The sequence below is a fragment of the Pseudomonas sp. CC11G genome (genome assembly GCF_056174845.1).
In genome coordinates this window covers 148,332-164,144 of sequence record NZ_JBWBZC010000008.1, presented here as the reverse complement: position 1 = coordinate 164,144, position 15,813 = coordinate 148,332, and the positions used below count along the sequence as shown (strand labels likewise).

The following is a 15,813-nucleotide window of genomic DNA, read 5'->3' as shown; positions in this document are numbered from 1 at the left end:
CGAGCGGCGGTTGCCATAGAGCGCTCGGCCTTTCTCCGCTGCCCTTCAACTGCGCCCACCCAAAGCTCAAGTTGCGCGAGCGTGTAGCCCTTCACGTCTGCCCAGGGGTGGCCGGCGCTGATCAGCGCTTGGATTGAACTTGCCCAACCAGCTGATTTGCCTGAGCCAGTAGGGCCTGGTCGAAAAAATCGGCGTTGACTCGCAACACGTGGAGCACCAGTTCAAACGCCACAGCGGCCGGCATGTTGCGGCGCTGCCACCAGTTGAGCGTGGTACAGCAAGCCAGAATCCCGCGAAGCAAAGCGGTGTTCTTGCTGAACTCGAAGTATTTGAGCGGCGCGGGTTCGGCCAGTAACGCGAACACGGCGGCCCCCATCTTCGAGAATTCTTCAAAGTGATCGAGCGTGACGGGCTTGATGCGGACGCGCTTGCCCAGCACCAAAACGATTTGCTGCTCAGGGAACAGCACTTCCAAATCGGACATACGAACTCCATGAAAAAGCCCGCACGGGGCGGGCTATGGATGGGAGAAAGCGAGGGATTAATCCGGGTTGGTTTCTTCCCACTTCAGCAGGGCCGACTGGCCGGCGCCGAAGAAGTCCGGGTCTTCCGAAAGAGTGAAGGTCACGCCCACCACGGCGAAGTCTTCGCGGTTGATCAGCGGCAGTTCACCGGACAACGCAATGCGAGAGCGGCGAATAGAGACCCGGCGATTTTGCAGCTCGCCCGCCTCGTTGGTGGTCTCGATGAAAACTTCGTAATACTTGCGGCCCTGAATGAACGCTTCCACCAGGTTGGTATTCGGGAAGGTATAGGCGTACTTGACCAGCAGGCTTTTGTTGCCATCGGCATCAGCCACAGTCGCCGCGATATCGGTAGCAAGCTGGCCGCCAGGAAGGACCTTGATACCACCAGGCGTCTTCACGAAATCGACATCAGCTTCATACTCGTCAGTACCGTCGGCACTGGTGAGGCTGGTGATAGCCAGCGGCAGTTTGTCCGTGATGATGGTGCGCCCAACCATGGCCGCCTTGGTCTCGGCAGCTACGGTGCCGGAGAGCACCTGCACATTGATGGAGCCCAGCAGCGCGGCCAGGCTTTCTGGTGGCAGTTCCAGCAGCTCACCTTCGAGGGTGCCACCAGATGCACGGCTCACGCCGTCCAACTCGCTGTTGGTGCGGCTGCGCGGATCGGCCAGACTCAACTCGGTCAGCGCCGGCGTGAATCCAATAGTGCGGAAAGGACCGAACTCGAAGGGTGGCAAAGTAGAACCTTTCGGGCGCACGTGTACGCGGCCGTAGTACAGGCCAGTAAATAAGCTCATTTGTATCTCCTGTGGGCGGCGCCCGGTTATTGGTACTTCTCGACGTACTCGACATCGACGGTGACGATCACGCGGCTGCGGTCGGCGGGTGGGTCATTGGGAAACTCGACGCTGTCCTGCTTGCACTCGCCTGGAATGGGGCGGTCAAACACGCCGCCAGCCCACCCCAGCGCGCGCAGCACGTCAGCATGAAAGAGCTGCATTTCTGGCAGGGTGGCCGTGCGAGAGAAAACGCCCTCGATTTCAAAGGTGGCGTTACGGCGAACGTTCCGTAGTACGCGCTCCAGGGTCTGGTCATCGCTGATGCGCAGCAGCACATAAGGGAGCGACTGCTTGTCCTCTACCACCTTTCGGAGAAACACCCCGTTGAGCGCAGTGCTATAGCCATTCACTGGTGCGATAGCCTGCAACCGAGCCTCGATAGCTCGGGTCAGTTCGGTTGCGACGGACATTTGATAACTCCAGAGAATGCGTGGGATCAGCCCTTCGCCAGCTCGCGCCGAACACGCTTTTCGAATTCTTGCTGTAGGAAAATATTGGTCCAGCGAACGGTATCGGCGCCGCTCAACTGCTTGAACCAGTAAGCAACCGAAGGCCCCATTGCGGCGCGCAGCGATCCTTTACCAGTGAGTTTGCCTTTCTTTCCTTTACTGCTGAGGGGCAGCTTGGCGGCGCTGCCTGGGTTTACGAACCCAGCCGCGACCTTCCGGCCGTTGGGGCCTTTGACCCAAAGCCGCGCCCTGGTGGCGTCGACAGAGTCGTAGCCCCAAGACTCATAATTCAGCACAGAGACGCCAGACGAGGACGCGATAATTCGACTGTTCAATCGCCGCGTATTCGCCCGTTTCACCCGCAGCGCTTTGCGCGCCTGGGCGCCTCGGATTGTTCCTCGAAGCGGGCTGACGTAGCGCTGTTTGCGCGTCTCGGTGGCACCAGTGTTCAGCGTGCCGCGCAAGATTGGCACTACTGATTTACCCTGCGCGGCGAGGCGCTGAGTTGCCAGCTCGACACCCACCACACGGACATTGACCTGCATCAGATGCGCTCCAGCCACAGCGCCCGGACAATGCCGTCGTCGCTCGATTCGTCGTACGCGATCACGGTGTACACCTCGGCGCCGACGGCGAATTGGTCATCCACCTGCACCCGTCCGGTTTCGATCAGAACCACTTCGCCGCGGATGCGGTAGGAGGTGGCCTGCCCGTCTTGGTCCAAATACGGCGCTTCGAAATTAAGCTGGATGCGGCAAGCCACTTCCGGACGGCCCGCGGCGCGACACAGCGCTCGCTCGCCAACGAACTCATCCGCCGAGCACCGCAACTCCGCCTTGGTGCCCATGGCGTCACGAACGCTGGTAAGGCAGAACAGGCGGTCTCCGTGTTTCAAGTAGCGGCCTTGCTGTAGGCGCTCGCTGTACCTGGCGCGGATATCGACACGGGCCAGGCTCCGCACGCCAACTTGCGGGGCAAGGTCCGCAGCATCTTTGCTCACGATGCCAAGCCACACCTTGCCCAGGTCGCAAGCCACCAGGTCAGACCCGAACACCAATACGGTGGCGTGCCGGTTCAATTCGCCCGAGCGCATCAGACACCCAGCCCGATGCGGAACGGCTGGAGCAGGTGCTGCGAACCCATGGGCAGCACCATGGGCGCCTGGCTCAACACCACGTCTTCGTGGTGCTCGTACAGGTGGCCAAGCTTCAGCAGGCAGGCGGCGGTGATCGACGGATTCAGGACGATTCCGCGAATGGCCATTGCGTGCGCGGCCTTGGCTTCAACGTAGCTTGCTTCGATCAAGCCGATCTGCACGCCGCGCAACTCGCAATCTTGGATGGCTTCAGCAGCAGCCAAAGCCGCCGAGCGAACGGCGCTGGCGTCAGACAGAGCGAAAACCGCGTCATCCATAGCGTCAAGCAAGGCAGCCTGATCGGCGTAAATGCCACGGTTCATAAATTGGGATGCGGCGTGCTCCGCCGCATCGAGGTACATCTGCACCATATCCTGGGCATCGTCATCGGCCCGCAGGTGATTCATTGCAACATCGATGGCGATGACAGACATGGTTAGGCCTTAGCTTCTTTGGTTTTCGGTTCAGCCTTGGCCTTGTTGGCGGGATCAGGCTTCGCTTTGTTTTCAGGAGCCGGCGCGCTTTTGGCGCCGCCAGTGCGTTCAACTAACCCGTTCAATTCCAACTCCTGAGCGCGAACGCTGGTTACAGAAATGCTTTGGCCTGGGGCCGCGAATTCGGCGCCGTTGTTGAAGCCTCGCAAAACCTTCACTTGTTCTTCCGACATAGACAAAAGCGCCCGGAATACCGGGCGCCCTCCTGTTACGCGCAGGCTTACGGCGCGGTGAATGGGCCTTCAACGAAGGATTGCGGACGGTAAACCGCCAGCGCCAAACGTTCTTCAGCGCGGATGGTCACCATGTTCTTGGTGAAGTTGTCGGCGTCTTCGGTCGACACTTCCACAGCTGCGTCTTCGCGGTCGAACACCTGGGCAGCGATGTCGAACGCACCAACAAGGAAGCGGCCAGCCGGGATTGCGTTGCTGTCCACCACCGGCAGGCGCCACATACGAGGCTGGCCACCTTCCTGAACGTTCACCCAGATATAGGAACCGGTGGTGTCCTTCGCCAGCTCCATGTCCGCCCAGTCGATTGGGTTCAGCGCGATAGCACTCGCGCGGTATTCCGCGATACGCACTTGCAGAATCGCGCGGCGCAGGATGTCCAACTTGTTATCACCCGATTTACGCAGCGACTCGTTGAACGGCGTTGCCTGCGGAATCAGGCCCAGCAGGTTCTGACCGGTGCCGTCGCCGGCGAGGATTTGGTTTTCCTCGACGTATTTCAGGCCGTAGATGGCGCGACCGTCGATATAGCTTTGCAGCAACGGGATATCCGCCAGTACCTGCTTGGAAGCACGGAACCAGTGGGCAATGGTTTTAACGGTGGTGGTTACCAGGTCGAACGACAGGTCCGACTGTGGTTTGGCCAGGGTCTCGCCAACGCCGGCCGCCATGTTCTGGAAGCCGCTTTCCTTCACATACTCAATAGCGTTGGAAGAGGTGCGGCCTGGCATGATCAGGTCGCGGATGGTGAACGGACGCTCAGGGCCAGTGATGATGCCGGCACGCGGGTTGGCTGAATCGCGTCACCCACGCCACCGGTGCCGGTGGTGGAACTGGTAATGCTGGTAACGGCCTTAAGGCGCAGTCGCGCGGTGCCGCGACCGGATTCCGACAGGCTCTTGAAGCCGGCGCTCTCCGAAAGCTGAGTACCCGCCGACTTGAAGTCTTCATCGTTGGAAGCGCCGCGGCGCGCCAGCTTCTGCTCAACTTCTTTCAGGCGGTCCATCAGCTCAAGGCCGGACTTGGACAGGCCGTCCAGGATCACCTTGGTGTCGTCGAGAATCTTGCCGTGGCTTTTGATTTCCTCGTTCGCCTTCTGGGCGAAGGCCTTGATTTCGATATCGCGCGTGTTCAACGCATCCATCACCGACTTCAGTTCTAGCTGTTCGTCACGACGCCCTTCACGGTCATCCTTGCGCTCCATCGAGCGGGCGATTGGGTTTTTCTGGTGCATGGGGTATTCCTCAGAACTTAGGGAGTGAGAAGCTGCCGAGCTGAGTTACCAGCGCTTTAGCGGATTCGGTTTCGATTTGCGGGTCGCCACCGGACTCACTCCGGTTCAGCAGGTGCTTCAGTCCACGGTTCGCAATGACCGCGGCCTGGGTCTTCGAGAAGCCTGCCTCGCGCAGGATCTGCTCAAATTCGGGGAGGGTTGGCAGAGTGCCGTGAGCGAGCTTCGCCTTGACCTCATCAATTCGCGCGTCGTCATTGGCCGGCGAAGTCACAATCGATATCTCGATCAGCTCCAGCTTTTTCAGCGTACGAATGCGCGTCTTCTCGTCGTAGCTGTCGTCCAGCACGTAATACCCGATGGACAGGCCGGTGATGGCCTTCGACGCCATGCCGCGCTGAGCCACGTTCGCGTTTGGCGCATCGCCAAGCCAAAGGCTTCCTTTACCGAAAAGGCCGTGGGTGTCTTCAACCAGGCTGTCGATGTCCCAGTTGCCGATGGGCGAGTCGGTGCGGTGCTGCCAGAGCACAGGGAAGGTGCGGCCTTTGGCCTTGGTCGCGGCGATGCTTTCGATAAACGCACCTGGTGCGACCACTTCGTTATACGAGTCGACCACGCCGAACACAGAACCGTAGCCAGAAAAAAGGCCAGCATCGCTGACCTCTTTGACCTGATAGTCGAATGACCGAATCTGCATCGGCCGATTTTTGCGTTTCATTCCGGCACTCCGGTTTGCTGGTCATCGTTGAGCCAGGCAGTCAGTGCGGCCTTGGCTTTCTGTGCGTCTGTACCGCCGCCAGCCAGTTCATCAATTGGGGCCATGCTGGTCTGTACGGTGAGCTTGTCGGCATTGCCGCCGCGCGGCGCCAGGTTCTCTTTGGCGCGGCACTCATCGCGGGTGTAGATACCGTTTTGGGTCATAGCGCTGTAGAAGGCTGCACGGGCGGCGCTGTCTGCGCGGAGCAGGCCCTCCACGTTGAACTTGAAGAAGTAGTAACGGCGCTCAGCAATCGGCAACAGTCGGCGATTCGCCGCTTGCTCGATTCGCTTCATCCAGGGCAGCAAGGTGAACGTCAGGAATCCGATCATTTGCTGTTCCATCCCGGTCCCCCAGGAAGTGGAGTTAGCGGTGTGCCCAACCATGAAAGGGGGCACCCGGAACCACCGGCAGATTTCCTCAACATTGAACGCGCGCGTTTGCAGCATCTGCGCGTCTTCAGGCGTCATGGAGACCTGCTGATACTTCATTCCGCCTTCCAATACCATTGTCTTGCCAGTGTTAGTGGCGCCGGCGAACTGGGTGGCCATGTCATTGCGCAGCTCGTTGCGCTGCGTTGGCGTCCACACTTGGTCGGTAGAGAGCACGCCGCCTACCTTCATCCCGTTGGCGAACATCTTGCTGGCCGACTCATCAGCAGCCATTGCAGCGCCGAACACGTTTCTGCCGAGGGCAATGGGGCTCAGACCCTCCAGCGGGTCAACGCCAAACCCGCGCACGTGCATCATCGAAACTTCGGGAATCAGGCGGGATCGACCGTCCTGGCCGATGGTCTTGTATTCGATAGAGCCGTCGGTCAATCGGCGGCAGGTGGTCAGCTGGGGAGCAGGAACTCAAGGCTGACAACTACGCCACCGCTGCGGACCAGCTCAATGAAAGCATTGCCGTGCAACAGCAGACTGCTGAGAACACACTCCCAAAACTCCACAGCCGTCTGATCCGCGTTGGGTGTGCGGCCCACCAGGTCATGCAGCGGATTGTTTTCCGCCAAGACCGAAGCGCCTTCGCCACGGCGGTACAAATCAATCGGCAGAGTGGCCAGGGTCTCTGCAATCAGCCGAACGCAAGCCCATACGGTCGACAGCTGCAGCGCGGTTTGTTGGCTTACTGTTTTCCCCGATGCGGAGTCAACGCCGTAGTAGGCCCGCCAAAACTCTTTGTCGCGAAGGGAGATTGAGCTTCCGCTAAACAGGCGCGACAGCGTGCTTTTGATCAGACCTTGCCCCGCGGCTTTCGTCTTCTTCGACATTCGATTAACCGATGATGATGGGGTTGGACAGGAAGCCGGACGCATCACCAGCCTCGACGCTGGTCATTGCGCGGTTCATTGCCATGATCAAAGCCACCACCCCGTCGATCTTGTTCTCGGGGCGTTCTTTGTTCGGGTAGATGTTGTCCTTTGCGTCGGTCTTGGCGACGACGTTGCTCGCCATCCAGCTGAGTACCGGGCAATTGCCGTGGGCCAGAAGGCGCTGTGCAACCAGCTTTTCGACCTCTTTCATAGGCTCGCTGAAGTTGCGGACGGTGGCGCCCACCTCAACCATCACCATCCCTTCGCGTTCCATTTCTTGCGAAAGCTGGGTGGCCTGCCATGGGTCGTAGTCGAATTCACGCACGTCGAAGCGGCCGGCGAATTCGCGCATATCGTCCTTGATCACCTCGAAGTCGATCACCTCACCATCGGTAAGGGTCAGCAGCTTCAACTTGTCCCATTCGGCATAGCGCATTGCGTTGGTGTCTTCCGACTCCATCGCTCGGGCTTCCGGCAGGTAGTAGCGGCCGTGCACGTGCCAAAGCGGGTCGTCCTCAATCGGCGGAAACACCAGCACCATGGCAGCGATATCGATCTTTGAAGCCAAGTCCAAGCCGATGTAACAGGCCCGGTTCTCCAATTCGTGAAGGCTTTTCCGTTCCTGGGCTTCAGCCCAGCGAAGCATGTTCAGCCAGGAAGCTTTCGCGCCCACCCATTCGTTGAGGTGCTTGGTGCGGAACGTTGCCTGCTTGCTGGCCGATTGCATCGCATCGCGCTGGCGAGCAGCCAGAAAATCGCCGTTGATGGACACGCCGTAATTCGGATTCGCCTTGCGCAGAACCGCTTCAGTGGTCCAGTCGTCGCCCTTGTCGATGGTGTAGAGGATCGCCCACAGGTCGGGGCGGTCTGCTCCCTTCACCTTTTCAAGCATCTTTTCAGAATCGCGAATGAGCTGGTGGCACGGGCCGCCAATGGTGGAGCCAGCCGTGGTGATGACCAGCATCAGCGGTTGCTCACGGGCGCCCATCCCGGTTTCCATCGTGTCGAAAAGAGTGCTGTCGTGGTGCTCGTGGTACTCATCGACAATTGCACAGCTCGGGCTTGAACCGTCGCCAGGCTTACCGATCACGGGTTCAAACCTTGAGCCGTCTTCCACCCGGCACATGTTCGAAGCGTTCACGTCCACGCCGTAATGGTCACGAAGCTCTGGCGTGCGCTCCACCATCAGCTTCGCGGGGCGAAAAACCTCCCACGCCTGCTTCTCGGTGGTGGCGCCCGAGTAGACCTCGGCACCGAACTCACCGTCTGCGGTGAACATGTAGTTACCAACCCCGCCGCCGATCAGGCTTTTGCCGTTCTTGCGCGGGACGAAAATCAGAATCGTCCGGTACTTTCGCAGCCTGGTTTTGCGGTGCACCCAGCCGAACGGGATGCAAATCGCGAAGAGCTGCCAGGGCTCAAGCTTTACGGACTGGCGTTTGCTGGCCCACTGCCTTTCGTGTGGGGGAGCAGCTGCAGGAACTTGGCCACCCGCTCGGCCTTCGCCGGGTCGAACACGTACGGAAACGACGGGGATGCCTTGCGTTTCCGATCATCGATGTGGCGTTGACAGGCCAGCTTGATGAAGCTGCAAACCAGAATCTTGCCGCTCACCACATCGCGGGCGTACTCTCCGCCGCCCTTACCAGCGGATAGCTCGGACGCGACGCCATTAAAGATTCTCGAAAGGGTTGCCTTGCGGCTTGTCTTTGCGGCCGCCAATGCGCGCCCGGTCGGCCGGGGTCATCCCGAACTTGCCGAGCAGAGCTTCAAGGCGAACCAACTTTGTCGCCGGAAATTCGGCGGGTCATTGCGGAACTGGGCCAGCATTACTGCCGCCAATTCCAGGGCGAATCGGTCGGACTCGGTAATCACATCGCGCGGGGCGGCGGTGATCAGTTCCGACCAGGTGCCAAGTTGTTGTTGTGAAAAATATGACGGCGCGTCGCCGAGTTCGCCGGCGGCCTGGGCGTCTTCACGCTGGCGCTCGGGGTGTTTCTTGAACGACCCACGGGCGTCGAGCACGTTGGTCGGCGTCCTTGGTCTGCCCATTTTTGAGAATCGCGATTTTGGAGAAACGGAAAAAAGGCTCCCCCCGTCGTTCGGGACGTGAAAGCCCTAGAGTTTTTACCCACCCCTCCCCCCTTCCGTGAGCCCCACACGCTCGCCGACCCTGTTGTGACAGGCCCTGCATAGGCTTCGGACGTTGGTGCGGTCTAGTGCGCGCTCTGGTGCCTTCTTCACGGTCTCGATGTGGTCAACAATCACCGCCAGCTTGACCCTGGAGTACCGAGCGCACTCACTACACAGGGGGTTTGCACGCAGCCAAGCAGCACGAAAGCGAACCCAGGCCTGCGATTTGTAGAAGTCGTCGCTGCTATCGCGCCGGCCGTTGTAGTCCTTGTGCACCTTCTTCATGTGCTGTGCACGCTTGGCATCGGCCCTGCGCCTGGTGCCTTGGGCAATGTGGTGACCCACGTACTAACTCCCTGCAGCCTGGGGTGGCGCATGGTTTGAGTGGACGACCGGGCATTAAGGATCAGTACGAGTGCGGCGCTCTGCCCCGTTCCATGCTTCAGACCTGAGCACGCCGGCCAGGTTGCCGTCGCGCGGAACACTGACCAGGTGAAGAACACCAGTAGGCAAATCAACGGCCACGCCTCAACGGGCAGGACCAACTTGCCCTTGGCGATGTACAGCATGGTGGAGCCAGCGCAACCCATAACGAGCTGGGCGCCAATAGACACAGGCAACTTAAAGCGGGCATTGCCGCGCTTGTAGGTGAACAGCCGCACAAACACTGCGGCACATAGCCAGAACGTTGCTTGCGTAAGGACAGCGCTAAGCATCGGGATCCCCTTGCCTCATGTCCGGGGGTTGAACCCCGGACCTAGGGTCAGGATCAACACCGCGGCGCTTGATGGCGAACAGGGTAAGTGTCACCACCAGAGCAGATGAAACGAATGCAGCCGGCGCTGAAAACTTGAAGGGGCGTACACCCCACAGCTCGACCTCGGTTATCGCCGGCACGAACAGGTAACCCATCACCACCGATGCGACAAAGAAGAGGACTCGCTGCCAGATGGGAAGTTCGCGCGTTGTAGTGAAGTAGATCAATCCACCGAACAGCGCGCCGATGGCGGCATATACATCGATGGATGCAACCAGGCCGACGACGCTTACACCGACTGCGCCGGCAACAACTCCAGTCGCTGTGCTCGGCTCAGCCATCGCGGACTCCATGAAGAAAAGGCCCGGTGTGAACGGGCAAGTCCGTCGCTGGGGAAGCAAACGGAGAGGGTAGAAACGAAAAAGCCCCGGCGGTTAGGCCAGGGCTTTTCAAGCGGTAAAACCGCAAAGTAGCTGGAAATCTACAGTTCTCGACCGGTCGAGTCAAGCGGCCTCGCGGCGGCTCTCCAACGCGCCATCAATCCACGCAACGCCCGCTTTCCACAACTGCCGCACCTTCTCCTTTCCCATGCCCAGTTTCTTAGCCAGCGAGTCCAAAGGCATGCCGCTGGTGTAGTAGCGCAAGATCACCTCGCCACACTCTGGGTAGCGGTGGCCCAGGCGGCCGACCAGCCTATCGACCAGAAGCGCTTGGTCATCGGTGATATCTGGAGTGGCCCGAAATCCACTTACCGAGCACGACGCCACACCAGACCCCTGCACCACCCACATACCCCACTGACATAGGAGACGTTCCGTGTCTTTAGTGTCCTGCTGCTGACCTGGCTCCCCGGCAAATATCATTGACCATCCCCACCCTTCAGCCGATCAATCTCCAACTGCAACGCTTTCACTTGCGCTTGCAGCCCCTCCGCTCTATTCCACTCCAGCCGACGCAGTTCAAGCTGACGCTGCGCCTCCATCCTCAGTGCGGCGCGCTCGGACACCATCGCTTCGAAATCAGACCAGAGACGCTTTGCACGAGCTCGGGTATCGGTGGGCACCAGGCCGCACGGGAGCGCAGAAACCATGTAGCCGGGCCCAAGCAAAAAGTCCTGCTCAACTTGCTCCGTGGTCATGTAAGCAGCGGCTCCATCCTCCATTGATAACTTCACCCACTTGTCACTATTGACCATTCCGCCCCCTAATTGCTCGCCCTGCATCCTCACCTTTGATTGATGCGGAATAACGCTGGAAGCCTCGCCATCATTGGCCTCAGCGGCTTTAGTGGTTTCGTGCAATCTCGGCGCTGGGTTGGTGTGAATCACCCCGAAACCCCGGCCATCTAGGCTGTCGTGCCACTTCTCCAAGGCGGCCCTTTTCAACTCTTCGGCGGTGGTGTGGATGTAGGCCGCAGCAGTTGCGCCCATGGAGTGATTCAGCAGCAATTCCCCCACCAGGTAATCGACACCCAGCTCCAGCCAGGACGTGCGGGCGAGCTTGCGCAGGTCGTGACTTGTCCACTCGCCATTCCCAAGCGCGCGGAAGACTTCACTTGCCTGCTTATGGGTAAGGGGCTTGCCCGCTTCATTCGGGAACAGATACGGCCCTTCGATGCCCTTGGCTTTTAGCAGCTCCAGATAGCGGCGGACCAAGGTGGCCACCTGTTCAGTCACGGGCAGCACATGCTCAACGCGGGTCTTGGTGGTGATTCCCGGCAAGACCCATTCTCGCTCGCCCAGGTCGATGCTGCTTTTCCGCGCAACACGTGTTTCGCCAATGCGCGTGCCATGGCAGAGCATCATCAGCGGCAACATGCACTCGACGGGCTTGCGCTCGAAGTCGGCGGCCAGAACCTCCAGTAACTCAGCCAAGCGCCCGGCTCGTAGCTGAGCGGATTTCGGCTTGATCTTCGCCTTCACAAAGTCGCCAAACTTCATCCCAGACATGGGGTTGGCGGCGATCTTGCCGACGCTGTTTGCGGTACGCAGTGCAGTGGCCAGCACCCCGAACACCTGACGCACATATGCGACCGAAAGCGTCTCCTGCAACGGCCAGAGCAACGCCGTATCGATGATGGATTTCGTCAGCGTGTCGAGTTCCTGCTCCTGCAGCCGGGGGAACAGGTGCTGCTTGATGATCGACTTGCAGGTGTCTTTGCGCTTGGCAGAAAGGCTTCGGTCGCGCTGCAGCCGGTCGCCGTACCAGCTGAGCACCTGGCCCACCGAGTAGAACTCTCCGACCACAGCACTTGCTTCGCTGTTGGCCGCGCGGCGCGCAAGGATGCTTGGCAACACCGTGAGCATGGTTTTCACCTTCAAGGCTGGATAGTCCGCGCTTTTCTTCCACCTACCATCGATCACCACATGCCATGAACCTCTGGCGCGGTCAGTGAGGAAGCGGAAACGAAGCTTGGGGTATCGGTCGTCACGCAGTTCTGCCACGCCCAAGGCGGCTTGGCGCGCGATTTCGGCGTCACTGAATTGAACCTTGGCCGTGTGGGTCACTGGCGCACCCCGGAGGTTTCTGTTTTAGCCTTGAGGTCAGCCGCGATCAGCGCCGGAACGTCATTCACCGAACTGGTGTAGGCAAAGGGAATGGAGTCATCAGGGCGGATCAGTGCGAATTGTTTACAGGTAGGGCGCTGGATGAATGCCACGGTGAACCCGTGCTCAGCGATCCAGCAATTCGACAACGGCGCGGCCAAACCCGCTTTTGGCTGCCAGTGAGAAGGAACGGCGAAATCAGACATCGCGCACCTCCACGGTGGCACGGGCGGACTTCCAGTTGAACGGCAGAGCGATCACCCCGCCCTCCCGCAGCCGATCCCATGCCCGAGCGCCCACGGCGCGCTCCAGATCCATCGGTGGAAGGTTCGAGAGGATGATCGTCGGACGCTGTTCCTCGTAACGTCCATTGATCACGGTGAACAGCACGGCAAGTTCAAACTCTGTCGGCTTGGTCGCCCCGATTTCATCGATCACCAGTAAGGCGGGCTCAATCAACGCTGCGTAAGCGTCCGCCTCGGTGTACCGAGCCGCTTTATCGTAGGAGCCCTTGATGAGCATCAGGATCGCACTGACGGTGCGGAAAACCGCTGTATCGCCGCCAGCCATCACCGCTTGCGCGGTCGCGGCGGCAAGGTGGGTTTTGCCAGTACCTGGTGTGCCGGTCATTACGACGCAGCGGCCGGCTGCCTTATGGCGCTGGAAGTTCTCGGCGTAGCTCTTGCAAGTGTCCAGGCACAGCTGCTGCTCAGGGGTCGCGGCCTGGTAGCCGTCAAACGACTTGCCGGCGAAGCGGCGTGGAATCAGCGAGTCGCCCAGACGCTGCTTCAGTCGCTCGACGCTCGCAGCCAGCTCTTCTGCCCGCTCTCCAGCGGCGCGCGCTTCTTTGGCGCAGGAAGGGCAGCCGCTGGAAGTCGGCCGGCGGCGGTGTTGAAAGGACATGTATTCGCCGTGGCGTGTGCACGTGGCCAGGTGCTTGGCCGTGACGCCCACCAACTTCTCAGCGGCGCTGATCGAGAAATCTGCCTGAATTGGTTCAGATGCCATACGTGCCATCCCCTCGCGGGATCAACCCTGCGTGATAGTTGTGTTTGTCGAAGTCGTTGTGGCGGTCCAGCGTGGGATGCGGGTGGACGTTGCCCGGTGCAGAGGTGACCTTTTCGGGGAAAAGGCCCGTCCAGCCCGCGGCTACCGATATGCGAAGCACTTCGTCGGGATTGACGTGTCCTGCCAGTTGTTGGGCTTGGTGCTCGCACATGGTTGCGGTGAGGGGATTGCGTTTTTCCTTTCGCAACTGGACCCAGCTGGCCCAAATGTCCTGACTGACGTTTGGCGGGCAAGCTGTGAGCGGATCGAATTTCGCAGCGACCGGGCGGGCCGTCTTTTTCGGCGCGCCCTGCTCTTGATCTTTGCTCTTATCTTTATCTTCTTCTTTATCTTTATCTGGCGTGACTTCGCGTGACTCGCCGTGACCGGGGTTGTTTTCCGCAGCTTCGCGTTGACGCTGCCGTTGTAGTCGTTTCCGCTCAGCGGCAGACATCGTGCCGGTTTGCTCGTCCCCTTGGTCCTCTTTCTTAGGTTGGCGCGCAGCCCACCCGCTGACCATTTCACCATCCAAAACCCGGCCCTGCATGGCGCACAAAATCGAGGCGATTTGTTCTTCTGTCACGTCGAGGGCGCTGGCTAAATCTTCCTGCGTGACTGTCACGTGACCACGCGTGACATTGCGTGACGCGTCAACAATCAGGTGCAAATACACGGCCTGCACAAGAGATATTGGCTGGGCGGAAAAGCGCGCGATGGTGCGCCACTTTGGATCGGTTGGCATGTCGTGCCAGAGGCGTAACCACTGGTTGGCCATATTCCCTCTCACTACTGGATGCCCTTACAGCAACACCAGCGGACTAATCAAAATCGGTCTGCCTGCGTAATCTGGCCTCATCAGAAACGAGGGCAGATTCATGAGTCAGGCAGCGGAGTTGGTAAGGTCTTTTAAGTCGGGGCAAAGCTCTGCGGCCTTGAATGCTCCCTTGGTCACCTGCTCGGCGCGTGTAGCGCTTTTCGGGCTGATGTTGGTAGCGCCCGAAAGCCACTGAGAAACCGCAGGCTGGCTTACACCCAAGGCCTTGGCGGCCTGAACCTGATCCCCGAAGTGATCGACGAGCTTTTTGATAAGTGGATTCATTTTCGCGGCCCATGATAAGCGTCCTTATAGCCTATTCATAAGGAGGCTAATTTGCAACTCAATAAGCGCGCTTATACATTTGGCGGCATGAACCTAGCCCAACGCCTCAAAGCTGCGCGCAAGCACGCAGGCCTCACCCAACGACAGCTCGCCGAGAAGTCAGGGATTACGCAGCCCAACATTTCGCAGATCGAAGGCGGGTCGAATCTTCAAAGCGCGCACGTGACGCGAATCGCTCTTGCTTGTGGCGTTTCACCGCAGTGGCTTTCTGATGGCATTGGTGGAATGCTTGATGGCCTGGGACGGGAGTTTTATATCGTGGGCGGTGATTCGAACGTTTCGAATACCGATCAGCCGTACAAAGCTCCCCAGCGCTATCCGTTAATCAGCTGGGTCATTGCAGGGATGTGGGAAGAATCGTGCGACAACTTCAATCCCGGTGATGCCGAGGAATGGATCGAGTCTCACGCCAATGCCGGGAAATGTGGCTATTGGTTGGAGGTCAAAGGACTGTCGATGTTTGCGCAATCGGGGCCGAGCTTTCCTCCGACGATGCGCATTCTCGTGCAACCGGAAGGGTTCGACTTGGTGAGCGGGAAGTTCTACATCGGGAAGCTCTTGAGCACCGGTGAGACGACGTTCAAGCAGTACGTGCGGGACTCTGGCGTGGAGTACCTGGCCCCGCTCAACCCTGCGTTCAAAACGATAGAAATCGATGAGGACGTGCAAATCATCGGCCGCGTCATCGACGGCAAGCTGCCGGCGGCACTTTTCTAAAGCGTTATCGCAGCAACTGCCGACGAGCGTCGTCATAACGCTTGGCAGTTTCTTTCTGCGCCTGCCTGGCGCGAATGTACTGATCAAGTGCCAACTTCTGTTGCTGAACCCTCAATGCGAGCTCGCGACCTAAAGCCTGTTTCTGCGGATCGGACGATGCCATGAGCCCGACGGCTTCTAGCTCGTTGGCGGGCACCTCGACATAGCGCTGGTGCTCGATCTCCTTATCCTTTGCGATCTGCGCCGCCTTTGCAGCTTCTGCCCTCTCTGCGTCTGGGGACGGTCGCGCATCAACGGTGATGGCGTTGTCGGGGCTATCTGCGGCGCCAGCGCACGGGCGATCAGTGAAATCGAATCCGCCTCCCGCTTTCGGGCATTTGTATATTTGGCCAAAAGCCAGTCCAGGTAGAAGCAACAGCAACGCAAAAATCCGCATATTCATCTCCTTTGAATCGCCGGCCGGCACCGGCGCGCACCCCGC

The 15,813-nt window shown here is 59.4% G+C and carries 26 protein-coding genes; 1 reads left to right on the top strand and 25 read right to left on the bottom strand.

Annotated elements, in window-relative coordinates; all coding sequences use genetic code 11:
* Positions 1-121: 121 nt before the first annotated feature.
* The 24 genes from AC0V2S_RS12875 to AC0V2S_RS12760 all read right to left on the bottom strand — a co-directional run bounded on the left by AC0V2S_RS12875 (position 122) and on the right by AC0V2S_RS12760 (position 14,555).
* Complete coding sequence (locus AC0V2S_RS12875) at positions 122-484, bottom strand: hypothetical protein (protein ID WP_475510085.1); 363 nt, start codon at positions 482-484, stop codon at positions 122-124.
* Between the two features lie 57 nt (positions 485-541).
* Positions 542-1,324 carry a hypothetical protein gene (locus tag AC0V2S_RS12870; protein ID WP_475510084.1) on the bottom strand — a complete coding sequence of 261 codons (783 nt, stop codon included), beginning with the start codon at positions 1,322-1,324 and terminating at the stop codon, positions 542-544.
* Positions 1,325-1,350: 26 nt separating this feature from the next.
* Positions 1,351-1,776 (bottom strand): hypothetical protein, encoded by a 426-nt coding sequence (locus AC0V2S_RS12865; protein ID WP_475510083.1) that lies wholly within the window; start codon positions 1,774-1,776, stop codon positions 1,351-1,353.
* Between the two features lie 26 nt (positions 1,777-1,802).
* Complete coding sequence (locus AC0V2S_RS12860; protein ID WP_475510082.1) at positions 1,803-2,360, bottom strand: hypothetical protein; 558 nt, start codon at positions 2,358-2,360, stop codon at positions 1,803-1,805.
* Positions 2,360-2,908 carry a hypothetical protein gene (locus AC0V2S_RS12855; RefSeq protein ID WP_475510081.1) on the bottom strand — a complete coding sequence of 183 codons (549 nt, stop codon included), beginning with the start codon at positions 2,906-2,908 and terminating at the stop codon, positions 2,360-2,362. Before AC0V2S_RS12855 ends, AC0V2S_RS12860 begins: the two co-directional genes overlap by 1 nt.
* The gene (locus AC0V2S_RS12850; RefSeq protein WP_475510080.1) at positions 2,908-3,384 is read right to left on the bottom strand and encodes a head-tail connector protein; all 477 of its coding nucleotides are present in this window, start codon (positions 3,382-3,384) and stop codon (positions 2,908-2,910) included. Before AC0V2S_RS12850 ends, AC0V2S_RS12855 begins: the two co-directional genes overlap by 1 nt.
* A 2-nt stretch (positions 3,385-3,386) precedes the next feature.
* Complete coding sequence (locus AC0V2S_RS12845) at positions 3,387-3,617, bottom strand: hypothetical protein (protein WP_475510079.1); 231 nt, start codon at positions 3,615-3,617, stop codon at positions 3,387-3,389.
* A gap of 47 nt (positions 3,618-3,664) precedes the next feature.
* Positions 3,665-4,405 (bottom strand): phage major capsid protein, encoded by a 741-nt coding sequence (locus tag AC0V2S_RS12840; RefSeq protein WP_475510078.1) that lies wholly within the window; start codon positions 4,403-4,405, stop codon positions 3,665-3,667.
* Between the two features lie 2 nt (positions 4,406-4,407).
* On the bottom strand, positions 4,408-4,908 hold the full coding sequence (locus AC0V2S_RS12835; RefSeq protein WP_475510077.1) for a hypothetical protein: 501 nt from the start codon (positions 4,906-4,908) through the stop codon (positions 4,408-4,410).
* Positions 4,909-4,918: 10 nt separating this feature from the next.
* Positions 4,919-5,623 (bottom strand): HK97 family phage prohead protease, encoded by a 705-nt coding sequence (locus tag AC0V2S_RS12830; RefSeq protein ID WP_475510076.1) that lies wholly within the window; start codon positions 5,621-5,623, stop codon positions 4,919-4,921.
* Entirely contained in the window at positions 5,620-6,483 is an 864-nt protein-coding gene (locus AC0V2S_RS12825) for a phage portal protein (protein ID WP_475510075.1), read from the bottom strand. The genes AC0V2S_RS12830 and AC0V2S_RS12825 overlap by 4 nt, the downstream gene beginning before the upstream one ends.
* A 14-nt stretch (positions 6,484-6,497) precedes the next feature.
* Positions 6,498-6,932: a phage portal protein gene (locus AC0V2S_RS12820; RefSeq protein WP_475510074.1), complete on the bottom strand. Its 435-nt coding sequence runs from the start codon at positions 6,930-6,932 to the stop codon at positions 6,498-6,500.
* A 4-nt stretch (positions 6,933-6,936) separates the two neighbouring features.
* Positions 6,937-8,352 carry a terminase large subunit gene (locus tag AC0V2S_RS12815; protein ID WP_475510073.1) on the bottom strand — a complete coding sequence of 472 codons (1,416 nt, stop codon included), beginning with the start codon at positions 8,350-8,352 and terminating at the stop codon, positions 6,937-6,939.
* A gap of 47 nt (positions 8,353-8,399) precedes the next feature.
* On the bottom strand, positions 8,400-8,696 hold the full coding sequence (locus tag AC0V2S_RS12810; RefSeq protein WP_475510072.1) for a hypothetical protein: 297 nt from the start codon (positions 8,694-8,696) through the stop codon (positions 8,400-8,402).
* A 21-nt stretch (positions 8,697-8,717) separates the two neighbouring features.
* On the bottom strand, positions 8,718-9,026 hold the full coding sequence (locus AC0V2S_RS12805) for a hypothetical protein (protein ID WP_475510071.1): 309 nt from the start codon (positions 9,024-9,026) through the stop codon (positions 8,718-8,720).
* 75 nt (positions 9,027-9,101) lie between these two features.
* A complete protein-coding gene (locus AC0V2S_RS12800; protein ID WP_475510070.1) occupies positions 9,102-9,392 on the bottom strand; it encodes an HNH endonuclease in 291 nt (96 codons plus the stop codon).
* Positions 9,389-9,823, bottom strand: coding sequence for a phage holin family protein (locus AC0V2S_RS12795; protein ID WP_475510069.1), 435 nt, complete (start codon positions 9,821-9,823; stop codon positions 9,389-9,391). Before AC0V2S_RS12795 ends, AC0V2S_RS12800 begins: the two co-directional genes overlap by 4 nt.
* The gene (locus AC0V2S_RS12790) at positions 9,816-10,205 is read right to left on the bottom strand and encodes a putative holin (protein ID WP_475510068.1); all 390 of its coding nucleotides are present in this window, start codon (positions 10,203-10,205) and stop codon (positions 9,816-9,818) included. The genes AC0V2S_RS12795 and AC0V2S_RS12790 overlap by 8 nt, the downstream gene beginning before the upstream one ends.
* A 162-nt stretch (positions 10,206-10,367) precedes the next feature.
* A complete protein-coding gene (locus tag AC0V2S_RS12785) occupies positions 10,368-10,727 on the bottom strand; it encodes an antiterminator Q family protein (RefSeq protein WP_475510067.1) in 360 nt (119 codons plus the stop codon).
* Positions 10,724-12,370 carry a tyrosine-type recombinase/integrase gene (locus tag AC0V2S_RS12780; RefSeq protein ID WP_475510066.1) on the bottom strand — a complete coding sequence of 549 codons (1,647 nt, stop codon included), beginning with the start codon at positions 12,368-12,370 and terminating at the stop codon, positions 10,724-10,726. Before AC0V2S_RS12780 ends, AC0V2S_RS12785 begins: the two co-directional genes overlap by 4 nt.
* Positions 12,367-12,615, bottom strand: a complete 249-nt coding sequence (locus AC0V2S_RS12775; protein WP_475510065.1) for a hypothetical protein — start codon at positions 12,613-12,615, stop codon at positions 12,367-12,369. The genes AC0V2S_RS12780 and AC0V2S_RS12775 overlap by 4 nt, the downstream gene beginning before the upstream one ends.
* Positions 12,608-13,417 carry an ATP-binding protein gene (locus AC0V2S_RS12770; protein ID WP_475510064.1) on the bottom strand — a complete coding sequence of 270 codons (810 nt, stop codon included), beginning with the start codon at positions 13,415-13,417 and terminating at the stop codon, positions 12,608-12,610. Before AC0V2S_RS12770 ends, AC0V2S_RS12775 begins: the two co-directional genes overlap by 8 nt.
* Positions 13,407-14,231 carry a hypothetical protein gene (locus AC0V2S_RS12765; protein WP_475510063.1) on the bottom strand — a complete coding sequence of 275 codons (825 nt, stop codon included), beginning with the start codon at positions 14,229-14,231 and terminating at the stop codon, positions 13,407-13,409. Before AC0V2S_RS12765 ends, AC0V2S_RS12770 begins: the two co-directional genes overlap by 11 nt.
* Positions 14,232-14,336: 105 nt before the next feature.
* On the bottom strand, positions 14,337-14,555 hold the full coding sequence (locus AC0V2S_RS12760) for a Cro/CI family transcriptional regulator (RefSeq protein WP_475510062.1): 219 nt from the start codon (positions 14,553-14,555) through the stop codon (positions 14,337-14,339).
* A gap of 51 nt (positions 14,556-14,606) precedes the next feature.
* Here AC0V2S_RS12760 and AC0V2S_RS12755 point away from each other — a divergent pair, with 51 nt between their 5' ends.
* Complete coding sequence (locus AC0V2S_RS12755; RefSeq protein WP_475510061.1) at positions 14,607-15,332, top strand: LexA family protein; 726 nt, start codon at positions 14,607-14,609, stop codon at positions 15,330-15,332.
* Positions 15,333-15,336: 4 nt separating this feature from the next.
* On the opposite strand, the gene AC0V2S_RS12750 is transcribed toward AC0V2S_RS12755, so the two are convergent.
* Positions 15,337-15,768: a DUF4124 domain-containing protein gene (locus AC0V2S_RS12750; RefSeq protein WP_475510060.1), complete on the bottom strand. Its 432-nt coding sequence runs from the start codon at positions 15,766-15,768 to the stop codon at positions 15,337-15,339.
* Between the last annotated feature and the right edge of the window lie 45 nt (positions 15,769-15,813).